The organism is Agrococcus baldri (assembly GCA_900114805.1).
Taxonomy (GTDB): Bacteria; Actinomycetota; Actinomycetes; order Actinomycetales; family Microbacteriaceae; genus Agrococcus; species Agrococcus baldri.
This window is the reverse complement of record FOZN01000001.1, coordinates 755,983-775,393: the sequence shown is the minus strand read 5'-3', so window position 1 is coordinate 775,393 and position 19,411 is coordinate 755,983. Positions and strand designations below refer to the sequence as shown.

The 19,411-nt window shown below is 70.0% G+C and carries 16 protein-coding genes; 12 read left to right on the top strand and 4 right to left on the bottom strand.

What is annotated here, in order from left to right; all coding sequences use genetic code 11:
* Window positions 1-8: 8 nt before the first annotated feature.
* Genes BM288_RS03720 through BM288_RS03705 form a run of 4 tightly spaced genes read left to right on the top strand, consistent with a single transcriptional unit; the run spans window position 9 to window position 3,621 of the window.
* A complete protein-coding gene (locus tag BM288_RS03720) occupies window positions 9-548 on the top strand; it encodes an NUDIX hydrolase family protein (RefSeq protein ID WP_092915952.1) in 540 nt (179 codons plus the stop codon).
* Window positions 545-1,042 (top strand): hypothetical protein, encoded by a 498-nt coding sequence (locus tag BM288_RS03715; RefSeq protein WP_092915950.1) that lies wholly within the window; start codon window positions 545-547, stop codon window positions 1,040-1,042. Before BM288_RS03720 ends, BM288_RS03715 begins: the two co-directional genes overlap by 4 nt.
* A complete protein-coding gene (mgrA, locus tag BM288_RS03710) occupies window positions 1,039-2,073 on the top strand; it encodes an L-glyceraldehyde 3-phosphate reductase (protein WP_092915948.1) in 1,035 nt (344 codons plus the stop codon). Before BM288_RS03715 ends, mgrA begins: the two co-directional genes overlap by 4 nt.
* 48 nt (window positions 2,074-2,121) lie before the next feature.
* The gene (locus tag BM288_RS03705) at window positions 2,122-3,621 is read left to right on the top strand and encodes an MFS transporter (protein ID WP_092915946.1); all 1,500 of its coding nucleotides are present in this window, start codon (window positions 2,122-2,124) and stop codon (window positions 3,619-3,621) included.
* Here BM288_RS03705 and BM288_RS03700 read toward each other — a convergent pair.
* From BM288_RS03700 to BM288_RS03685, 4 genes are all read right to left on the bottom strand, one after another.
* Window positions 3,546-4,400 carry a spermidine synthase gene (locus BM288_RS03700; RefSeq protein WP_092915944.1) on the bottom strand — a complete coding sequence of 285 codons (855 nt, stop codon included), beginning with the start codon at window positions 4,398-4,400 and terminating at the stop codon, window positions 3,546-3,548. The genes BM288_RS03705 and BM288_RS03700 overlap by 76 nt on opposite strands.
* Window positions 4,397-4,855 carry a SprT-like domain-containing protein gene (locus tag BM288_RS03695; RefSeq protein WP_092915942.1) on the bottom strand — a complete coding sequence of 153 codons (459 nt, stop codon included), beginning with the start codon at window positions 4,853-4,855 and terminating at the stop codon, window positions 4,397-4,399. Before BM288_RS03695 ends, BM288_RS03700 begins: the two co-directional genes overlap by 4 nt.
* 104 nt (window positions 4,856-4,959) lie before the next feature.
* The gene (locus BM288_RS03690) at window positions 4,960-5,532 is read right to left on the bottom strand and encodes a hypothetical protein (RefSeq protein ID WP_092915940.1); all 573 of its coding nucleotides are present in this window, start codon (window positions 5,530-5,532) and stop codon (window positions 4,960-4,962) included.
* 170 nt (window positions 5,533-5,702) lie between these two features.
* Entirely contained in the window at window positions 5,703-6,533 is an 831-nt protein-coding gene (locus BM288_RS03685; RefSeq protein ID WP_318255307.1) for a spermidine synthase, read from the bottom strand.
* Window positions 6,534-6,672: 139 nt separating this feature from the next.
* On the opposite strand from BM288_RS03685, the gene BM288_RS03680 reads away from it, so the two are divergent.
* The 8 genes from BM288_RS03680 (at window position 6,673) to BM288_RS03645 (ending at window position 19,277) form a co-directional block, all read left to right on the top strand.
* Window positions 6,673-7,002: a hypothetical protein gene (locus BM288_RS03680; RefSeq protein ID WP_092915938.1), complete on the top strand. Its 330-nt coding sequence runs from the start codon at window positions 6,673-6,675 to the stop codon at window positions 7,000-7,002.
* Entirely contained in the window at window positions 7,002-8,348 is a 1,347-nt protein-coding gene (locus BM288_RS03675; RefSeq protein WP_143103003.1) for an AAA family ATPase, read from the top strand. Before BM288_RS03680 ends, BM288_RS03675 begins: the two co-directional genes overlap by 1 nt.
* Window positions 8,332-8,835, top strand: coding sequence for a hypothetical protein (locus tag BM288_RS03670; protein ID WP_092915934.1), 504 nt, complete (start codon window positions 8,332-8,334; stop codon window positions 8,833-8,835). The genes BM288_RS03675 and BM288_RS03670 overlap by 17 nt, the downstream gene beginning before the upstream one ends.
* Window positions 8,832-9,419, top strand: a complete 588-nt coding sequence (locus tag BM288_RS03665; protein ID WP_092915932.1) for a hypothetical protein — start codon at window positions 8,832-8,834, stop codon at window positions 9,417-9,419. Before BM288_RS03670 ends, BM288_RS03665 begins: the two co-directional genes overlap by 4 nt.
* Window positions 9,416-9,964, top strand: a complete 549-nt coding sequence (locus BM288_RS03660; RefSeq protein WP_092915930.1) for a hypothetical protein — start codon at window positions 9,416-9,418, stop codon at window positions 9,962-9,964. Before BM288_RS03665 ends, BM288_RS03660 begins: the two co-directional genes overlap by 4 nt.
* 248 nt (window positions 9,965-10,212) lie before the next feature.
* Window positions 10,213-13,683, top strand: coding sequence for a DNA-directed RNA polymerase subunit beta (rpoB, locus tag BM288_RS03655; RefSeq protein WP_092915928.1), 3,471 nt, complete (start codon window positions 10,213-10,215; stop codon window positions 13,681-13,683).
* A 38-nt stretch (window positions 13,684-13,721) separates the two neighbouring features.
* Window positions 13,722-17,606, top strand: coding sequence for a DNA-directed RNA polymerase subunit beta' (gene rpoC / locus BM288_RS03650; protein WP_092915926.1), 3,885 nt, complete (start codon window positions 13,722-13,724; stop codon window positions 17,604-17,606).
* A 156-nt stretch (window positions 17,607-17,762) separates the two neighbouring features.
* Window positions 17,763-19,277 (top strand): hypothetical protein, encoded by a 1,515-nt coding sequence (locus BM288_RS03645; RefSeq protein ID WP_092915924.1) that lies wholly within the window; start codon window positions 17,763-17,765, stop codon window positions 19,275-19,277.
* Window positions 19,278-19,411: the final 134 nt, after the last annotated feature.

The window sequence follows — 19,411 nt, the reverse complement described above, 5'->3', positions numbered from 1 at the left end:
TGGGGGCCATGGCTGTGCGCACCCCCGACCCCAACCCCGGCTGGCTGAGCGACGACGAGCTGCAGCAGGCGCGCGAGCGCATGCCCATCCTCTACGTCGAGGCCATCCCGGTGCGGCTCGACGGACTCGGCCAGGTGACCGAGATCGGGCTGCTGCTGCGCATGAACGCGCAGAGCGAGATCACCCGCACGGTCGTCTCCGGCCGTGTGATGCGGGGCGAGCGCGTGCGCGACGCTCTCTACCGCCACCTCGAGAAGGATCTCGGGCCGATGGCCTTCCCGCAGCTGCCCGCCGACCCCACCCCGTTCCACGTCGCCGAGTACTTCCCGCTGCCGGGCGACGGCATCTACGCCGACGACCGGCAGCACGCCGTCTCGCTCTGCTACATCGTGCCCGTCACAGGATCGTGCGATCCGCGGCAGGACGCCCTCGAGCTCACCTGGCTCTCACCGGAGGCCGCCGCCTCAGAGCTGGTCACGAGCGAGATGGAGGGCGGCCGCGGTGCGCTCGTGCGGGCGGCGCTCGCCCGGCTGGGCGCGCTGCGATGAGCGCGCACTACCAGGTCACCTTCGAGTGGGGTGCCGCCGGCCTGCTGGCCGCCGCCGCTGACGTGATCGTGATCGCCGACGCCGATCGCGGGCCGGAGACCGAGCAGCTGCTGCGGCTGGCCCCGCGCGCGACGCCGGTGCTGGAGGCGACGCTCGAGAACGCCGACGTCGTCGCGCGAGCCGCTCTCGACGAGCAGGAGCGCCGCGGCGATCGCGTCTCGATCGCCGTGGTGGCGGCGGGGGAGCGCTGGGCCGACGGCTCGCTGCGCCCCACCGCCACCGATCTGCTGGTCGCCGGCCGCGTGGTCGACGAGCTGGCATCGCTCGGCATCGACTTCCACAGCCCCGCCTGCGCGGCCGCCTGCGCAGCGGCCGTCGCGCTCCGCGGCGCGACGCGCACTCTGGTGGCCGCGGAGGCCGCCGCGCTGCACGCCGAGCCGGGCACCGCATCCGCACCCCACGCATCCGCCACGACTGCAGGAGCAGCACGATGACCTGGACCGCCGACCCCGCCCGCTACGACACGATGCAGTACCGCCGAGCCGGCGCATCCGGGCTGCAGCTGCCCGCGCTCACGCTCGGCCTCTGGCACAACTTCGGCGACGACGTGCCGCTCGAGCGGCAGCGCAGCATCGTGACCACCGCCTTCGACCGCGGCATCACCCACTTCGACCTCGCCAACAACTACGGCCCGCCCTACGGCGCCGCCGAGGCCGGCTTCGGCCGCATCATGGCGAGCGACCTCGCCGCGCACCGCGATGAGATCCTCGTCACCACCAAGGCGGGCTGGGACATGTGGCCGGGCCCGTACGGCATGGGCGGCAGCCGCAAGTACCTGATCGCGAGCCTCGATCGGTCGCTCGCGCGCATGGGCCTCGACTACGTCGACATCTTCTACCACCACCGGCCAGACCCCGCGACGCCGCTCGAGGAGACCATGGCGGCCCTCGATCACATCGTGCGCACCGGACGCGCGCTCTACGTCGGCGTCTCGAGCTACTCGGCGGCAGAGACCCGCCGGGCGCACGAGATCCTGGGGTCGCTCGGCACGCCGCTGACCATCCACCAGCCGTCGTACTCGATGCTCAACCGCTGGATCGAGACGGATGGCCTGCTCGAGACCGCGGGCGAGCTCGGCATCGGGGTGATCGGCTTCACCGCGCTCGCGCAGGGGCTGCTGACCGGCAAGTACCTCGATGGCGTGCCGGCCGACTCGCGTGCAGGGCGCGGCGGCACCTCGATCGACCCGGACGTGTCTGCGGAGGCGACCCGACGCATCCGCGGCCTCGCCGGCATCGCCGAGCAGCGTGGGCAGTCGCTGGCGCAGCTGGCGCTGGCGTGGGCGCTGCGCGACGAGCGCATGACCTCGCTGACGATCGGCGCCTCACGCGTCGAGCAGCTCGAGCAGAACCTCGGCGCGCTCAGCGGACCGGCGCTCAGCGCGGGCGAGCTCGCCGCGATCGACGAGCTCGCCCGCGACGAGCCGGGCGTCGATCTCTGGGCGGGGGCGCGCGACTCCCGCTGAGCGGCTCCGGGTCTGTCGCGCGTGGGCGGCCGGGTCTACCGTTCTCGCATGACCGCGACAGCCGGCACGCGGGCGCGCTCGCCCGGGGAGCGCGTGTTCCTGCATGTGCTCGCCAACACCGCCCTTGCCAACGTCACCACGAGCTACGTCTGGTTCGCGCTCACCTTCTGGATCTACATCGAGACCGAGAGCGTGCTCGCCACCGGCGTGGTCGGCGGCGCCTACATGCTGTTCGTCGCGTTCGGCAGCATCTGGTTCGGCTCGATCGTCGACCACCACCGCAAGCAGCGCGTCATGCTGCTCTCCGGCTCGCTCACCCTCGTCGGCTTCGCGGTCGCCGGGGTCATGTACCTGCTGCTGCCGGAGCCCCTGCTGCTCGATCTCGCCCAGCCGTGGCTGTGGCTGTTCATGGCGATCATCCTGGCCGCGTCGGTCGTCGAGCACATGCGCAACATCGCGCTCTCGACCACGGTGACCATCCTCGTGCCCGACGAGCGCCACGCGAACGCCAACGGCCTGGTCGGCACGGTGCAGGGCATCGCGTTCGTGGTCACGAGCGTCTTCTCCGGCCTGTCGATCGGCTTCCTCGGCATGGGCTGGACGGTCGCGATCGGCATCGGCCTGCTCGGGCTCAGCCTCGCCCACCTCGCGACGCTCCGCATCCCCGAGGACGTCGTGGCCGTCGACCCGGACGAGCGCGCGCGCGGCATCGACCTGCGCGGCTCGATCCGCGCCGTGCTGGCGATCGGCGGTCTGTTCGCGCTGATCGTCTTCTCCACCTTCAACAACTTCATCGGCGGCGTCTACATGGCGCTCATGGATCCCTACGGGCTCGAGCTGTTCGACGTGCAGACCTGGGGCATCGTGTTCGGCCTGGCCTCCACCGGCTTCATCGTCGGCGGGCTGCTGATCGCCAAGTTCGGCCTCGGCAGGCGGCCGATCCGCACGCTGCTGCTGGTCGCGATCGCGATGGGCGTGCTGGGCGCCGTGTTCACCCTCCGCGAGTGGTGGTGGCTCTACGCGCTGGGCACCTGGGCGTACATGGCGCTCATCCCGGCGGCCGAGGCTGCCGAGCAGACCATCATCCAGCGGGTCGTGCCGCTGCCGCGCCAGGGCCGCGTGTTCGGGTTCGCGATGGCGTTCGAGTCGGCCGCCGCCCCCATCACCGCGTTCATGATCGCCCCGCTCGCCGAGTTCTGGATCATCCCCTGGTCGCGCTCGGCAGGCGGCGCGGCGGCCCTCGAGCCGTGGTTCGGCACCGGCAGCGCGCGCGGCATCGCGATCGTGTTCGCGATCGCCGGCACGGTCCTGGTGCTCGCGGCCGGGCTGGCGTTCCTGACGCGCTCGTACCGCCTGATCAGCGATTCCTATGCCGCGTCAGCGCCGGCACCCGCCATCGCCGGGCTCGCGCCGGAGACGCCCGCGACGGTGAAGGCGGGCACGGCGGATGCGCGGGGTGCGGCCGCGCCGGATCAGGGCAGCGGGGCGGTCAACGAGGCGGGCACGACGCCAGGAGCGGAGAACCGCGACAGCAGCGGCTCGGCGTAGGGGATCGCCGTCGCATCGCTCACCGGCGCCGGCTGCGTGTCGGCGACGAACCGCTCGAGCCGCGGCCAGCCGACCACCATCGTGCGCGGGCGCATCGGCTCGAGGCGCGACCTGATCGCCTCGATCGGCAGCGCTGCGTCGCTCGCGAGCAGCACGATGTTGCCCGGCCGGATGGCGAGCGTCGAGCCCCGCGTGATCATGCCGACGTGCGCGAACACCGCGCGCAGCGTGGCGAGCTGGGTGCGCACGAACGTCAGCGGCGGCGCGTCGGCGGAGTTGATCATCAGCGCGCCGCCGGGAGCGAGGGCACGCCTGGCCGCGCCGAAGCACTCGATCGAGGTGAACGGCGCCGGCACGCCGCCGCCGTCGAAGACATCGATGGTGACGAGCGAGACGCTGGCGGCCGCCGCGGCGTGCAGCGCGGCCCTGCCGTCGTCGACCACCAGCTCGACGCCGTCGGGCGGCGGCGCGAGCTCGCCGACGAGCTGGACGATCGCCGGCTCCAGCTCGATCACCCGCTGCCGCATGCCCGGGTCGTCGTGCTGCAGCAGCCGCGGCAGGGTCGCGGCGCCGCCGCCGATGTGCAGCGCAGCCGCGCCGCCGCGGTCGGTGAGCAGCTCGCGCGCCGCGGCGTGCATCCAGCGCATGACGGTGTGCTTCGCGGCCTCGCCCGGCACGCCGATGTGCGACTGGGCGAAGCCGCCCACCTTCAGCGTCCAGCCGGTGTCGTCCTGCTCGACGACCGCCTCGCGGCCGCTCGAGAGCATGCGTCGGGTCACGCCGCCTCCTTGCGTCGCTCCCATCGAACCTCGACCAGCCTGCGAGCCGACCGAGTGCAGGGCGTGCACGCGTAGCGCCCACGCGGCGCGCGGAACCGCACGTGCTGGTGGCCGCCAGGGCAGGCGCCGACCCACCCGGCGCGCTCCGCCGCGATCTCCCCCTGGTGCGTGCGGCCGCCGACGTAGCCGATCTCCCGCGCGGTGCGGCGCCACAGCGGGCCGTGGCCCACCCGCGGCCCGACCATCGCGTGCGCCACCTCGTGCAGCAGCGTCTGGTGCACCTCGTCATCGTCCCAGCGGGCGGCGAGATGCTTCGAGACGGTGATGCGCCGGGTGGTGAAGTTCGTCAGCCCGGCGCGCTTGGCGGCCCGGTCGAAGCCGAAGGCCCAGGAGTCGTCGAGGTGCAGCCGGATGAGCGCCTCCGCCCACACCCGCACACGTTCGAGATCAGCCATCGTTCACCCTTCGACGGCTGCGAGCATGCCAGCAGTCGGGCGGGCGCCACGAACCCGACGCATCCGCCTGTGGATGACGACCGCCGCGCATGCGATGCTGCGGCTCAGCGCCCGCCCCAGATCGGATGCGTCGCGCGCGGCACATCCTGCTCGGCGCGCAGCGCCTCGGTCTGGTCGCGGTCGGTCGCGACCATCAGCGCAAGCTCCGCGGCGTCGAGCTGCTCGGCGGGCAGCTCGGCCTCGCGGCAGAGCTCGACCGCGACCGTGAAGTCGATGCAGGCCTCGTGCCACTGGCCGAGCGCGAAGTGCACGGTGCCTCGCTGCTGCAGCGCGTGCGCCCACAGCTCGACCCAATCGTTCGAGCGCGACTCGGCGATGATGCCGGTGCACTCGCGCAGCGCGGTGCGCAGGTCGCCGCGGGTCTGGATGACGGATGCGCGCAGCAGCCGCGCCTCCGCCACCCGGTCGCGCGAACCCGACGCCCGGGCGAGCGTCACCGCTTCGCTCGCGGCGGTGAGCGCATCGTCGAGGCGGCCGATCGACTCGAGCAGCCAGGCACGCTCCGAGACGGCGGCGAGCGAACGCTCCCTGCCGAGCTGCCGCAGCCTGCGCGCGACCGCGCCCACGTCGACCGCGTTGCGCAGCGCGGTCTGGTCGTAGCCGATCGACTCGCTCATGCCCGCAATCGTCCCGCACCTGCGCCGATTCGCGGGGAGCACGCGCCGCGCGCTGCGACAGTGGGCAGGTCTCTCCATCGAGATCCGCGCGCCAGTCGCTGGGGCTGAATCCGCGGGTCGAGCGCGAGGAGGCGGTGGTGGGGCACTGGTCTCGCCGTCGCGCCGCAGCGTCAGCCGAAGATGCCGCGATCCGGGGCCGGGCTCGGCGTCGCGTCGGCGTCGCGGGCAGGCAGCGCGCCGCCGAGGAACCGTCGCAGCTCGGCCCCCGCGACGACCTTGCCGGGCAGCGGGTCGCGGCGCAGCGCCCTGCCGATGCCGTCGAGTTCGGGCAGCGCGGCGCCGGCGATCGCCACGACGTTGCCGAACCGCCGGCCCTTGAGCATGCCGGGGTCGGCCAGCGCGGCCACCTCGGCGTGCACCTCGAGCAGCGCCGCCAGCTGCCGCTTGGCGAACGACAGCGTGCGGTCGTCGGCGATGTTCACCACGACCAAGCCGCCCGGTGCGAGCAGGTCGCGCACGAGCGCGTGGAACTCCACCGTCGTCACGTGGGCCGGCGTCTGGGAGCCCGAGAACACATCCACCACCACCAGGTCGACGGCGCCGTGGAGCCCGGCGGGCAGCCGCGCCAGCTGCTCGCGCGCGTCGCCGTAGCGCACCCGCACGCTCGCGCCCCGGGGGAGCGGGGCGACCTCGCGCACCAGCTCGACCAGCAACGGCTCGAGCTCGATCACCTGCTGCCGCGAGCCGCGCCTGGTCGCGTCGATGTAGCGGGGGAGCGTGAACGCGCCGGCGCCCAGGTGCACCGCGGTGATGGGCCCCGGCGGCAGCGCGTCGATCGCGTGGCCCATCTGCTGCACGTACTCGTAGACCAGCAGCTCGGGCCGCTCGGGGTCGACGTGCGACTGCGGCGTGCCGTCGACGACGAGCTGCCAGCCGCCCGCGCCTGAGAAGCGCATCTCGGCGTGCAGGCCGCTCGAGAGGCGTCGGGTCGGGGTGCTCACCGCACCATCCTCCCGCGTCTGCCGGGTACCACCGTCGACGGTGCGCGAGGCGCTCGCTCACTGGGCAGTTCTCCCCGTCGCGAGCGGACGCCGAGCGCACCTAGGGTGTGGGGGGCGACCGAGTAGAGAGTTGGCGACCGTGGACATCATGCTCGATCTCGAGCGCATGCGTGAGCTGCACCGTGGCCTCACGCTGACGATCAACGAATTCGAGAACGCCGGCGACACGAACAACCAGCTCGAGTCGGATATCGGCAGCCCTGACGGCCGCAGAAGTCTGCGTGACAAGGCAGGCGAGTTCGAGAGCAAGTGGAACGACAAGCGCGGCAAGCTCACCGACAACCTCACGGCCATCGACGAATCGCTCCGCGGCCTCATCGAGACCTGGACGAACTGGGATCGCGACACCGCCGGGTACCTGCAGGACGCAGAGGGCGAGTCGACGACCCTCACGGATCCGGTGCGATGATGCGATCACCGATCGAGCAGTACGAGCTGCGAGCGCTCGAAGGCAATGCCGAGAGCATCACTGAGCACGGCCGGGTGCTGGGCGTCCTCGCCGACACCATGGAGTCGACTGCCGAGCGACTCGTGGAACTGGGTGATTCGAGCATGTACTGGAGCCAGGCGACGGACAAGCTCTCGACCACCGCTGCGGAGGTCGAAGAGGACCTGCGCGCCGCAGCCGTGCGGTACCGACTGACGGGTGAAGTCGTCGAGGCGTACGGCAAGGAGCTCGACACCGCCCAGGACTGGATCAATCCCAACATCGAGAACATCCGCGCAGCCGAGGAGGAGTACCAGTCGGCGCTGCAGGCGGTCGAGGAAGCGAAGGACGATCGCGACGGCCTCGCCCGCGTCTGGCTGTGGGAGACCGAGCCGACGGCCGAGCAGACCGCTGATGCGGAGGATGCGGTGACGACGGCCGAAGGGACGCTCAGCGGCGCGAAGGAGACGCGAGATGCGCTCTGGTCGACCTTCGAGACGAAGTTCGGCGATTGGAGCGCCGCGTACGACACCGCCGTGGACGGCATCGAGGACGCGATGGACTCTGCCGACAACAACGACGGCTTCTGGGAGGCGTTCGACAACTTCCTGGACGTGCTCGGCTGGGTCGTTCTCGCGCTCGGTGTCATCGCCCTCGTGATCGGTGCTCCACTCACCGGTCTGCTCGCTCTCGTGATCGTCGGGATCTCAGCGGCGATCCTGATCGGCGAGCTCATTCAGTTCGCCGCTGGTGAGGCGACCCTGAGCGACGTGCTGTGGGCAGGGCTCGGACTTCTGCCGTTCGGCGCGGGCAAGCTGCTCAGTCGCGGAGCGCCTGCCCTCCGGCCACTCATCAACGGCGCGCGCGGCTCCGCGGTGGTGGGCGTTCGCAGCGGGCTGCCGGCAATGCGACTGCAATCGATGCTGAAGGTCACTTCCAACGGATGGTTCCGGCTTCCTTCGATGCAGCTTCGCGGCCCTATCGCGAACGCCTCGACGCCGTGGAGATGGCTTCGGGCACCGGCGAACGTGCGGGCTGGGCTCCCGGCACCGGGCATGCTCGTGAGTCCGCGCAACGCCCTGCTGCACGGCGGGCCGGAAGCGGCGCAGGTGCAGACGTTCGTGCACACGATGCGCAACTCGCCCTACTCGGGGCACCTCGTCGATCTGCTGCGCAATCCGGCGATCACGAGCCCAGCGTCGCAGTGGCAGCGCATCGGCTTCGCCAGTGTGTATGGGAGCTCTGGCGCGATCGGCCTGACGGGATTGCTCGGCGTCGACCTCCCCGTGGTCGAGAACATCACGATCGACAATGGCCCTGTCCGCTGACGCGCGCGCCCGCTGGATCGCACGATTCCATGCCATCGGACTCGCAGCCTGCGGCGTGGGCGCGCTCGTGCTCCTGACGTACGTGGTCGGATCGCTGGCGCTGACGGGCGGGCGGATGGGCAGGGACCTCGACCCGCTCTACGGCCAGCTGCTCGATTGGCCCCTGTTCCAGGTGCCCGCGTGGCTCGTGATCGCGATCGGCATCGTCGCATTCGCAGCGTTCGTGCCGATGGCAGCACTCGTCGGGCCCGATCAGTCCCATCGCATCCCCTCCGCCTTCTCATTCACGGTCGCCGGTGTGGTCCTGCTGTCGCTGCTGTCGCAGTTCGCCTTCCCGACCGTGGTCAGTGTGAGTGCGGGCGGCGTCGTCGAGACCGAGCCGGGGCTGCACTGGATCGGCATCGTGCTCGGAGTCGCGACCATCGCTGCGATGCTGCTGCTGGGCGGCCGGGCGATGACGGAGCACGACCGCAGGCGGCGCGGATGACGGCTGACGACTCGCAGCCCGGATCCCCGACCGGCTACCACCTGCTGCTGCCGCCGGGTTGGCGAGGATTCTCGGTCGATGATGCGGGGCTGGCGGCAGTGCAGCGGCTCGTCAGCGCGCGGTTCCGCGAGCTGGGTCGACCGGACCTCGACGCGCAGATGCGCACGCTGCTGCAGCAGCAATGGGAGGGATTGCGGAAGCAGCTCGCCCGACAGGTGTTCATGCAGGCGGAGCAGACGGAGCTGAAGGTGCTGCCGATGTCGATCGCGGTGCGGCAGTTCGTGGCGCGTGGCGGCACGACCTTCGAAGCCGGCCTCGCGTCGGTGACCGAGACGCCGCTCGAACGCATCGACACGCCGATCGGTCCGGTCTTCCGTGGTGAGCGCGAGCAGCGCGGCACAGGCGAGTTCGCGGTCGCCCGCTCGGTCACCGTGCTCTACGGACTGCCGCTGCCGGAGCCGCATCACCAGAAGGGTCTGGCATTCATCGGCTCCGTCACGCACGTCGACGAGACGGACGACGAGCTGATCCGCGGCCACGTCGAACTGCTCGACACGATCATGGAGACGGTGCGCTGGCGATGAGCACGCGATACGCGTTCGATCTGGAGGAGACCCATTGGGTCCGGGTGCCGCTGTCCTTCCCTGACGAGTCGGCGCCCGACGTCTTCGCCTGGGCGGCCGGGCTGGCCGACGCGCTCGCCGGGGCCGATGCCGTGCTCCATCGCGCGATCATCGGCAGGGCGACCGAGATCGCAGCGATGCCGGGACCCCGTGCGGGTGCAGACGAGCGGCTGTGGCTGCTCCCCTCCGACGTCGACGCTGAGGTGGTCGCACATCTCTACTTCGCAGACGCGGCCGGCGAATCGACCGACGACTACGCGGTCGCCGGCGTCGACGGGATCGTCCAGTCGTGGCGAGCGGTCGAGCGCACCGGCTTCGACGACGCGCTCGCGGTGGAGATCATCGCGCAGACCGACAGCCAGCCGCTGTTCGTCTCACGGCGCCTCGGGCGGATCGGCGATGCCGTCGCCGTCCTCGAGGTCATCGACCTCACGCTCTCCGGCGCCATGCTGGAAGACGGCCCTCTCGACGAGCTGCTCAGGGGTCTGGTCGTCGAGACCGGTTGAGCCAGGGCTCCGCGTTTCCCAGGTGCTACCACCGACGCACAACGTGCCACCAGCCGACACGCCGCTCCGACTGGACTTTCGGCCCTCACCGGCGTAATGTTGCCGGTTGCGCTCACTGACATCCCCCATGCCTTCATATTGCGGTCGGCACGCGCCCTTCTCGGGCGCTTCAGGGTGTTGACGAGTCTCTCACCGACGACACGATCCCGGGAAGACCCGCAACCCTTCCCGGCCCGGAGGTATCTGCCTTGGCTGAACTGAGCCCCAAGACCGGTCGAAACGCGAGCCGCCTGAGCTTCGCGCGGATCACGGACACACTGACTGTCCCCGACCTGCTCGCACTCCAGACCGAGAGCTTCGAATGGCTCATCGGCGACGAGGCATGGAAGGTGCGTGCCGGCGACCCGAGCACCGCCGGCCGTGAAGGAGTCCACGAGAACTCCGGCCTCGAGGAGATATTCGAGGAGATCTCGCCCATCGAGGACCTCGGCGAGAAGATGCAGCTCTCGTTCTCCGAGCCCGTCCTCGACGTGCCGAAGTACACGATCGACGAGTGCAAGGAGCGCGGCAAGACCTACGCCGCCCCGCTGTACGTCGCGGCCGAGTTCATGAACCACGAGACCGGCGAGATCAAGTCGCAGACGGTCTTCATGGGCGACTTCCCGCTGATGACGGAGAAGGGCACGTTCATCGTGAACGGCACCGAGCGCGTCGTCGTCTCGCAGCTCGTCCGCAGCCCCGGCGTCTACTTCGACCGCACTCCCGAGAAGAACTCCGACAAGGACGTCTACTCGGCGCGCGTCATCCCCAGCCGCGGCGCATGGCTCGAGTTCGAGATCGACAAGCGCGACGCCGTGGGCGTGCGCATCGACCGCAAGCGCAAGCAGTCCGTCACGGTCTTCCTGAAGGCCCTCGGCCTCACGAGCGAGGACATCGCCCGCGAGTTCGCCGGCTACGAGTCGATCATGGCGACGCTCGAGAAGGACGTGCCGATGTCGAAGGAGGACGCCCTCCGCGACATCTACCGCAAGCTGCGTCCGGGCGAGCAGGTCGCCGCCGAGGCCGCCCGCGCGCTGCTGGACAACTTCTACTTCAACCCGAAGCGCTACGACCTCGCCAAGGTGGGTCGCTACAAGATCAACCGCAAGCTCGGCATCGACGTGCCGATGAGCGACTCGGTGCTGTCGGTCGAGGACATCGTCGCGACCATCAAGTACCTGGTCGCGCTGCACGCCGAGGAGTCGACGATCAAGGGCGTCCGCAAGGGCGAGCCCGTCGACATCCGCCTCGACGTCGACGACATCGACCACTTCGGCAACCGCCGCATCCGCGCGGTCGGCGAGCTCATCCAGAACCAGGTCCGCACGGGCCTGGCGCGCATGGAGCGCGTCGTGCGCGAGCGCATGTCCACGCAGGACATCGAGGCGATCACCCCGCAGACCCTCATCAACGTGCGCCCCGTGAGCGCCGCGATCAAGGAGTTCTTCGGCACCTCGCAGCTGTCGCAGTTCATGGATCAGAACAACCCGCTCGCGGGCCTGACCCACAAGCGCACGCTCTCGGCGCTGGGCCCGGGCGGCCTCTCGCGTGAGCGCGCCGGTGTCGAGGTGCGCGACGTGCACCCGTCGCACTACGGCCGCATGTGCCCGATCGAGACGCCGGAAGGCCCGAACATCGGCCTCATCGGCCGCCTCGCGACCTTCGGCCGCATCAACTCCTTCGGCTTCATCGAGACCCCGTACCGCCGGGTCGAGAACGGTGTCGTCGGCGAGCAGATCGACTACCTGACCGCCTCCGAGGAGGACGAGTTCATCGTCGCCCACGCGAACAACCCGCTCGACAGCAAGAGCCGGTTCGTCGAGGACCGCGTCATCGCCAGGAAGAAGGGCGAGGAGGTCGAGCTCGTCGACCCGATGACCGTCAACTACATGGACGTCTCGCCGCGCCAGATGGCGTCGGTCGCGACGAGCCTCATCCCGTTCCTCGAGCACGACGACGCCAACCGCGCCCTCATGGGTGCGAACATGCAGCGCCAGGCCGTGCCGCTGGTGCGCTCGGATTCGCCGCTGGTCGGCACCGGCATGGAGGGCTTCGCGGCCATCGACTCCGGCGACGTCATCACGGCGGATGCCTCGGGCGTCATCGCAGAGGTCTCGGCCGACCTGGTCACGGTGCAGCTCGACGAGGGCGGCACGCAGCAGTACTTCCTGCGCAAGTTCTCCCGCTCGAACCAGGGCACGTCGTACAACCACCGCGTGATCGTCTCGGCGGGCGACCGCATCGAGGCCGGCGAGGTCATCGCCGACGGTCCCGCGACCGAGAACGGCGAGCTCGCGCTCGGCAAGAACCTGCTCGTGGCGTTCATGCCGTGGGAGGGCCACAACTACGAGGACGCCATCATCCTCAGCCAGAACCTCGTGAAGGACGACGTGCTCTCGTCGATCCACATCGAGGAGTACGAGGTCGACGCCCGCGACACCAAGCTCGGCAAGGAGGAGGTCACGCGTGACCTCCCCAACGTCGGCCCCGACCTGCTGGCCGACCTCGACGAGCGCGGCATCATCCGCATCGGCGCCGAGGTCGTCCCCGGCGACATCCTGGTCGGCAAGGTCACGCCGAAGGGCGAGACCGAGCTGAGCGCCGAGGAGCGCCTGCTCCGCGCGATCTTCAACGAGAAGAGCCGCGAGGTGCGCGACACGTCGCTCAAGGTGCCCCACGGCGAGCAGGGCACCGTCATCGCCGTCAAGCAGTTCCGCGCTGAGGACGGCGACGACGAGCTGGGCTCGGGCGTGCACGAGAAGGTCGTGGTCTACATCGCGCAGAAGCGCAAGATCACCGAGGGCGACAAGCTCGCCGGCCGTCACGGCAACAAGGGCGTCATCGCCAAGATCCTCCCCGAGGAGGACATGCCCTTCCTCGAGGACGGCACGCCGGTCGACATCGTCCTGAACCCGCTCGGCATCCCGAAGCGCATGAACTTCGGCCAGGTGCTCGAGACGCACCTCGGCTGGATCGCGAAGACGGGCTGGAAGGTCGAGGGCACCCCCGAGTGGGCGAAGGGTCTCGACCCGGCTGCGCTCGAGGCGCCCGCGAACACGAAGGTCGCGACGCCGGTCTTCGACGGCGCGACCGAGGAGGCGATCATCGGCCTGCTCGATGCGACGCTGCCCACCCGCGACGGCGTACGACTGGTCGACGGCTCCGGCAAGGCGAGCCTGTTCGACGGCCGTTCCGGGGAGCCGTACCCGTTCCCGGTCTCGGTCGGCTACATGTACATCCTCAAGCTGCACCACCTGGTCGACGACAAGATCCACGCGCGCTCGACCGGGCCGTACTCGATGATCACGCAGCAGCCCCTGGGCGGCAAGGCCCAGTTCGGCGGCCAGCGGTTCGGCGAGATGGAGGTCTGGGCACTCGAGGCCTACGGCGCCGCCTACACCCTGCAGGAGCTGCTCACCATCAAGTCCGACGACATCGTCGGCCGCGTGAAGGTGTACGAGGCCATCGTCAAGGGCGAGAACATCCAGGAGCCCGGGATCCCCGAGTCCTTCAAGGTGCTGATGAAGGAGATGCAGTCGCTGTGCCTGAACGTCGAGGTGCTCAACGCGGCCGGTGACGTGGTCACCCTCCGCGATGACGAGGACGAGGCGCTCCGCACGGCCGAAGAGCTCGGCATCAACATCTCCCGCCCTGAGCTGTCGTCGATCGACGACATCTGATCCGGCAGCTGAACAGAATTCGACAAGAGGGAATTGCATTGATCGACGCAACAACGTTCGATGAGCTGCGGATCGGCCTGGCTACGGCCGACGACATCCGAGGCTGGTCTCACGGCGAAGTGAAGAAGCCCGAGACCATCAACTACCGCACGCTGAAGCCGGAGAAGGACGGCCTGTTCGGCGAGCAGATCTTCGGCCCGAGCCGCGACTGGGAGTGCGCCTGCGGCAAGTACAAGCGCGTGCGCTTCAAGGGCATCGTCTGCGAGCGCTGCGGTGTCGAGGTCACGAAGTCGTCGGTGCGCCGTGAGCGCATGGGCCACATCGAGCTCGCCGCTCCGGTGACGCACATCTGGTACTTCAAGGGTGTGCCCAGCCGTCTCGGCTACCTGCTCGACATGGCGCCGAAGGACCTCGAGAAGGTCATCTACTTCGCCGCGTACATGATCATCTCGGTCGACGAGGAGGCTCGTCACGAGCGCCTGCCGCAGCTCGAGCAGGAGCTGCGCCTGAAGGTCGGCGAGATCGAGAAGCGCCGCGATGCGGACATCGCCGCCCGCTTGTCGCAGCTGGAGGCCGACGTCGCCCAGCTCGAGGAGGAGGGCGCGAAGGCCGACCAGAAGCGCAAGGTCAAGGACGCCGGCGAGCGCGAGATGGCGCAGCTGCGCAAGTTCGCCGACGACGAGATCGCGCAGATGGAGAAGGTCTTCGACGACTTCCGCACGCTCAAGGTCGGCGACCTGAAGGCCGAGGACGCGACGTACCACGACCTCGTCGACCTGTACGGCGAGTTCTTCGAGGGTCACATGGGCGCCGAGGCGATCAAGCTTCGCCTGCTCTCGTTCGACCTGGTCGCCGAGGGCGAGGACCTGCACAAGCAGATCGCCGAGGGCAAGGGCCAGCGCAAGATCCGCGCGATCAAGCGCCTGAAGGTGGTCAACTCCTTCCTGCAGACGGGCAACAGCCCGGCTGCGATGGTGCTCGACGTCGTCCCGGTCATCCCGCCGGAGCTGCGCCCGATGGTGCAGCTCGACGGTGGCCGCTTCGCGACCAGCGACCTGAACGACCTCTACCGCCGCGTCATCAACCGCAACAACCGCCTGCGTCGTCTGCTCGACCTCGGTGCTCCCGAGATCATCGTGAACAACGAGAAGCGGATGCTGCAGGAGGCGGTCGACGCCCTGTTCGACAACGGCCGTCGCGGCCGTCCCGTCACGGGCACCGGCAACCGCGCGCTGAAGTCGCTCTCCGACATGCTCAAGGGCAAGCAGGGGCGCTTCCGCCAGAACCTGCTCGGCAAGCGCGTCGACTACTCGGGCCGCTCGGTCATCGTGGTCGGCCCGCAGCTGCAGCTGCACCAGTGCGGCCTGCCGAAGCAGATGGCGCTCGAGCTGTTCAAGCCGTTCGTCATCAAGCGCCTGATCGACCTGGGCCACTCGCAGAACATCAAGCACGCCAAGCGCATGGTGGAGCGCTCGAAGCCGCAGGTGTGGGACGTGCTCGAGGAGATCATCCGCGAGCGCCCCGTGCTGCTGAACCGCGCGCCCACGCTGCACCGACTGGGCATCCAGGCCTTCGAGCCGCTCCTCGTCGAGGGCAAGGCCATCCAGCTCCACCCGCTCGTCTGCGCGGCGTTCAACGCCGACTTCGACGGCGACCAGATGGCTGTGCACCTGCCGCTCTCGGTCGAGGCGCAGGCAGAGGCGCGCGTGCTGATGCTCGCATCCAGCAACATCCTGAAGCCGTCCGACGGCCGCCCGGTGACGCTGCCCTCGCACGAGATGGTCTCGGGTCTGCACCACCTGACCACGGTCAAGGAGGATGGTGTCGGCAGCGGCCGTGCGTTCTCCTCGGTCGCCGAGGCGATCATGGCCATGGACCAGGGCTCGCTGAACATCGGCTCGACCGTGCGCATCCGCCTGGACGGCCTGGTCTTCCGCGACCAGGACCGCCCGGAGGGCTTCGTCGACGGCGAGACCTTCCTGCATGAGACGACGCTCGGCCGCGCGCTCTTCAACGAGCTGCTGCCGGCGGACTTCCCGTTCGTGGCGGAGGCGGCGACCAAGCCGGTCATCTCGCTGATCGTGAACGCTCTCGCCGAGCGCTACCCGAAGGTCGTCGTCGCGCAGACGCTCGACAAGATCAAGGACGCCGGCTTCTACTGGGCCACGCGCTCCGGCATCTCGGTCGCGCTCTCCGACGTCATCACGCCGGAGCACAAGGACGAGATCGTGGGCGCCGCGGAAGAGGCCGCGCGCAAGATCCAGGACAAGTTCGACAAGGGCCTCATCACCGACGCCGAGCGTCGCAGCGACCTGACCGAGCTCTGGACGAAGGCCACCAACGATGTCCAGAAGGACACGCAGGAGGCGTTCGACGAGGACAACTCGATCTACCGCATGGTCACGGCAGGCGCCAACGGCAACTGGATCCAGGTGCGAAACATCACCGGCATGCGCGGTCTGGTGACCAACCCGAAGGGTGAGGTCATCCCTCGCCCGATCATCTCCTCGTACCGCGAGGGCCTGACGGTGGCGGAGTACTTCATCGCCACCCACGGTGCGCGCAAGGGCTCGGCCGACACCGCGCTCCGCACGGCCGACTCGGGCTACCTGACGCGTCGTCTCGTCGACGTGTCCCAGGACGTCATCATCCGTGAGGACGACTGCGGCACCGAGCGCGGCCTGGACGTGCCGATCGCCGAGACGATCGACGGCAACCTCGTGCTGCACGAGAACGTCGAGTCTGCGGTGTACGCCCGCAACCTGGCGACGGATGTCGTGGCTGCGGACGGCACGGTGCTCGCGACCGGCGGTCAGGACATCGGCGACCGCGAGATCCGCGCGTTCATCGCCGCGGGTGTCGAGACGGTCAAGGTGCGCTCGGTGCTCACGTGCGAGTCGGCGGTCGGCGTCTGCGCCCACTGCTACGGCCGCTCGCTGGCCACCGGCCTGCTCGTGGACATCGGCGAGGCGGTCGGCATCATCGCCGCCCAGTCGATCGGCGAGCCCGGCACGCAGCTCACCATGCGCACGTTCCACACGGGTGGTTCGGTCGGCGCGAGCGACATCACGCAGGGTCTGCCCCGTGTGACGGAGCTGTTCGAGGCCCGCACGCCGAAGAACGCCTCGCCCATCGCGGAGGCTGCCGGTCGCGTGCGCATCGAGGAGGACGAGAAGTCCAAGCGCATCGTCATCACGCCGGACAACGGGGACGAGGAGATCGCCTACCCGGTGCTCCGCCGCGCGACCCTCGAGGTCGGCGACGGCGACCACGTCGAGCAGGGGCAGCAGCTCCAGATCGGCGCGGTCGACCCGAAGGAGGTGCTGCGCGTGCGCGGCGTCCGCGAGGTGCAGAAGCACCTCGTCTCGGGTGTGCAGGACGTCTACCGCTCGCAGGGTGTGCCGATCCACGACAAGCACATCGAGGTCATCGTCCGCCAGATGCTCCGGAAGGTCACGGTCGTCGACCACGGCGAGACGGACCTGCTGCCCGGTGAGCTCGTCGACCGCTCGCGGTACAACGAGCTCAACCGTGCCGCGCTGACCGACGGCAAGAAGACCGCCTCGGCCCGCCAGGAGGTCATGGGCATCACCAAGGCGTCGCTCGCGACGGAGTCGTGGCTGTCCGCCGCGTCGTTCCAGGAGACCACCAAGGTGCTCACCGAGGCGGCCCTGGCCGGCAAGCGCGACCCGCTGCTGGGCCTCAAGGAGAACGTCATCATCGGCAAGCTCATCCCCGCGGGCACCGGCCTGTCGCGCTACCGCGACGTCTCGGTCGAGGCCACGGAGGAGGCGAAGGCGGAGCGCTACCCGAACCGTCTGTTCGCCGACGCCGGCGGGGTCGACGAGTCCGACCTCTCCTACCTGGACTTCGACGCCTTCACCGGCGGCGAGTTCACCGAGGAGCCCGGTCAGATCGTCTGATCGACAGCACGCGCAGGGGCCGCATCCGATTCGGGTGCGGCCCCTTCGCCGTACCCGATGATTGCCCCTCGGGCGGTGCGCCGCAGCGATCACGCCCCGCTGCGTGCCTAGAATCAGCCGACGACGCGGCACCGTGCCGCTTCAGGAGGTTTGACGATGAGCGACGAGCAGCCCACCTCGTGGCGCGATCGGTTCTTCGGCAGCACGCCCGCCGAGACGCCGGCAGCCGACAGTGCCGACCCCGCGGCGGATGAGCAGGCGGAGGCCGAGCAGGAGGTCACCTACGACTCCGCGGAGCTCGCGCCCGACGATGCCGAGGTCGCAGCCGTCTCGGTCGGGGATCACGACGAGCATCAGCCGCTCGTCGAGCACGACGCCGAGGCCAGGCAGGATCCGTTCGACGCCGAAGAGACCGCGCCCGCAGAGCGGGAGCGCCGCGCGCCCGACAACGGATCCGGCGACGACGCATCCATCGAGCCGACCGTGATCGCCCCGTCGACGCTGCGCGGCCCCTCGCACTCCGCCGCGCACCCGGATGACGCACGCGGCTCGGTGGACGCGGCGCACGGCGATGCTGCGGAGAGCTCGCTCGAGCAGCACCCTGACACGGCCGGCGCGCATGCAGTGGACGACGCCGCGCCGCCGGCGCTCGTCGAGCCTCGCCGCCCCTCGTTCGGGCTGCGGCGCCGCGCAGACGGCGAGCCGGCCGGTGCAGGCGGTGGCGGAGACGGCGCAGCAGCGGGCGCCGCAGCCGGCGGGCTGGCCGTCGGTGGCGCCGCTGCGGCATCGCGCGCCGGCGAACGCGATGCCGGCGCCCCGGAGTTCTCGGAGCCGGCCCCCACGCAGGCGATGGATGCGCAGCACGCCGGTGACCAGCCGACGCAGGCGATGGACGCGCAGCCCGCCGGCGACCAGCCGACGCAGGCGATGGACGCGCAGCAGACCGACACCGGCACCGCGACGCGCGTGCTCGACGCGCAGACGGAGCCCGGGCGCACGGAGCGGTTCGGCATCATCCGCGACGAGGTGCCAGCCTCGTCGATCCCGGTGGACGACGAGACCGCCCGCGCTGCCGCCGGCGGGGGCACGCCCATCGTGCTGGTCGAGGAGCCGATGCCGCCGCGGCGCAAGGGCGCACGGGCTGTCGGCTTCGCTGTCGCCCTGCTGGCGACGCTGATCTTCGCGATCGTCTTCGCGGCCGCGTACCTCGCCGTCGGGTTCCTCTTCGACCGCGATTTCGCGCTCATGGAGACGCTGCAGACCGTGTGGCTCCGGCCGTCGTACCTGCTGCCGGTCGTGATCTTCTTCCTCGCGTACTGGATCGTGACGCTCATCGTGAATCGCGCCGGCTGGTGGGCCCACGTGCTCGGCGCGTTCATCGTCGCGCTGCTCGTCTACGCGGCGCACATCGGCGGCGCGTTCATGGAGGAGCAGGGCGGCTGGGGCGGCTACACGGCACTGCCGGGCATCGACCCGCAGGCGCTGGGCCAGCTGCTGCTCGCGCCGCTGTCGGTGCTGGCGTTCGTGATCGCCCGCGAGGTGCCGGTCTGGGTCGGCGGCATCGTCGCCCGCCGCGGCCGCAAGGCACGCGAGTGGAACCGGCAGTCGATGGACGAGTTCAACGCCCAGAACGCCGAGCGACTCGACGCGTACGAGCGCGCCAGAGGCTGATCGACCGCCCGCAGGAGGGGTTCACCCGATCGGGTGAGCCCCTCCTTCCTATTCCCCAGGTTTCTGTTTGCTCAGTTCTGGCACAATATGCGGAGCCACCGCTGACGCCGCAGACCCTCCTGCGCGCGCGATGG

Excerpts from the sequence above, each read along its gene's own strand:
- BM288_RS03720 (WP_092915952.1), top strand. The coding sequence starts at position 9 with ATGGCTGTGCGCACCCCCGACCCCAACCCCGGCTGGCTGAGCGACGAC.
- BM288_RS03715 (WP_092915950.1), top strand. The coding sequence starts at position 545 with ATGAGCGCGCACTACCAGGTCACCTTCGAGTGGGGTGCCGCCGGCCTG.
- mgrA (WP_092915948.1), top strand. The coding sequence starts at position 1,039 with ATGACCTGGACCGCCGACCCCGCCCGCTACGACACGATGCAGTACCGC.
- BM288_RS03705 (WP_092915946.1), top strand. The coding sequence starts at position 2,122 with ATGACCGCGACAGCCGGCACGCGGGCGCGCTCGCCCGGGGAGCGCGTG.
- BM288_RS03695 (WP_092915942.1), bottom strand. The coding sequence starts at position 4,855 with ATGGCTGATCTCGAACGTGTGCGGGTGTGGGCGGAGGCGCTCATCCGG.
- BM288_RS03690 (WP_092915940.1), bottom strand. The coding sequence starts at position 5,532 with ATGAGCGAGTCGATCGGCTACGACCAGACCGCGCTGCGCAACGCGGTC.
- BM288_RS03675 (WP_143103003.1), top strand. The coding sequence starts at position 7,002 with ATGCGATCACCGATCGAGCAGTACGAGCTGCGAGCGCTCGAAGGCAAT.
- BM288_RS03670 (WP_092915934.1), top strand. The coding sequence starts at position 8,332 with ATGGCCCTGTCCGCTGACGCGCGCGCCCGCTGGATCGCACGATTCCAT.
- BM288_RS03665 (WP_092915932.1), top strand. The coding sequence starts at position 8,832 with ATGACGGCTGACGACTCGCAGCCCGGATCCCCGACCGGCTACCACCTG.
- BM288_RS03660 (WP_092915930.1), top strand. The coding sequence starts at position 9,416 with ATGAGCACGCGATACGCGTTCGATCTGGAGGAGACCCATTGGGTCCGG.
- BM288_RS03645 (WP_092915924.1), top strand. The coding sequence starts at position 17,763 with ATGAGCGACGAGCAGCCCACCTCGTGGCGCGATCGGTTCTTCGGCAGC.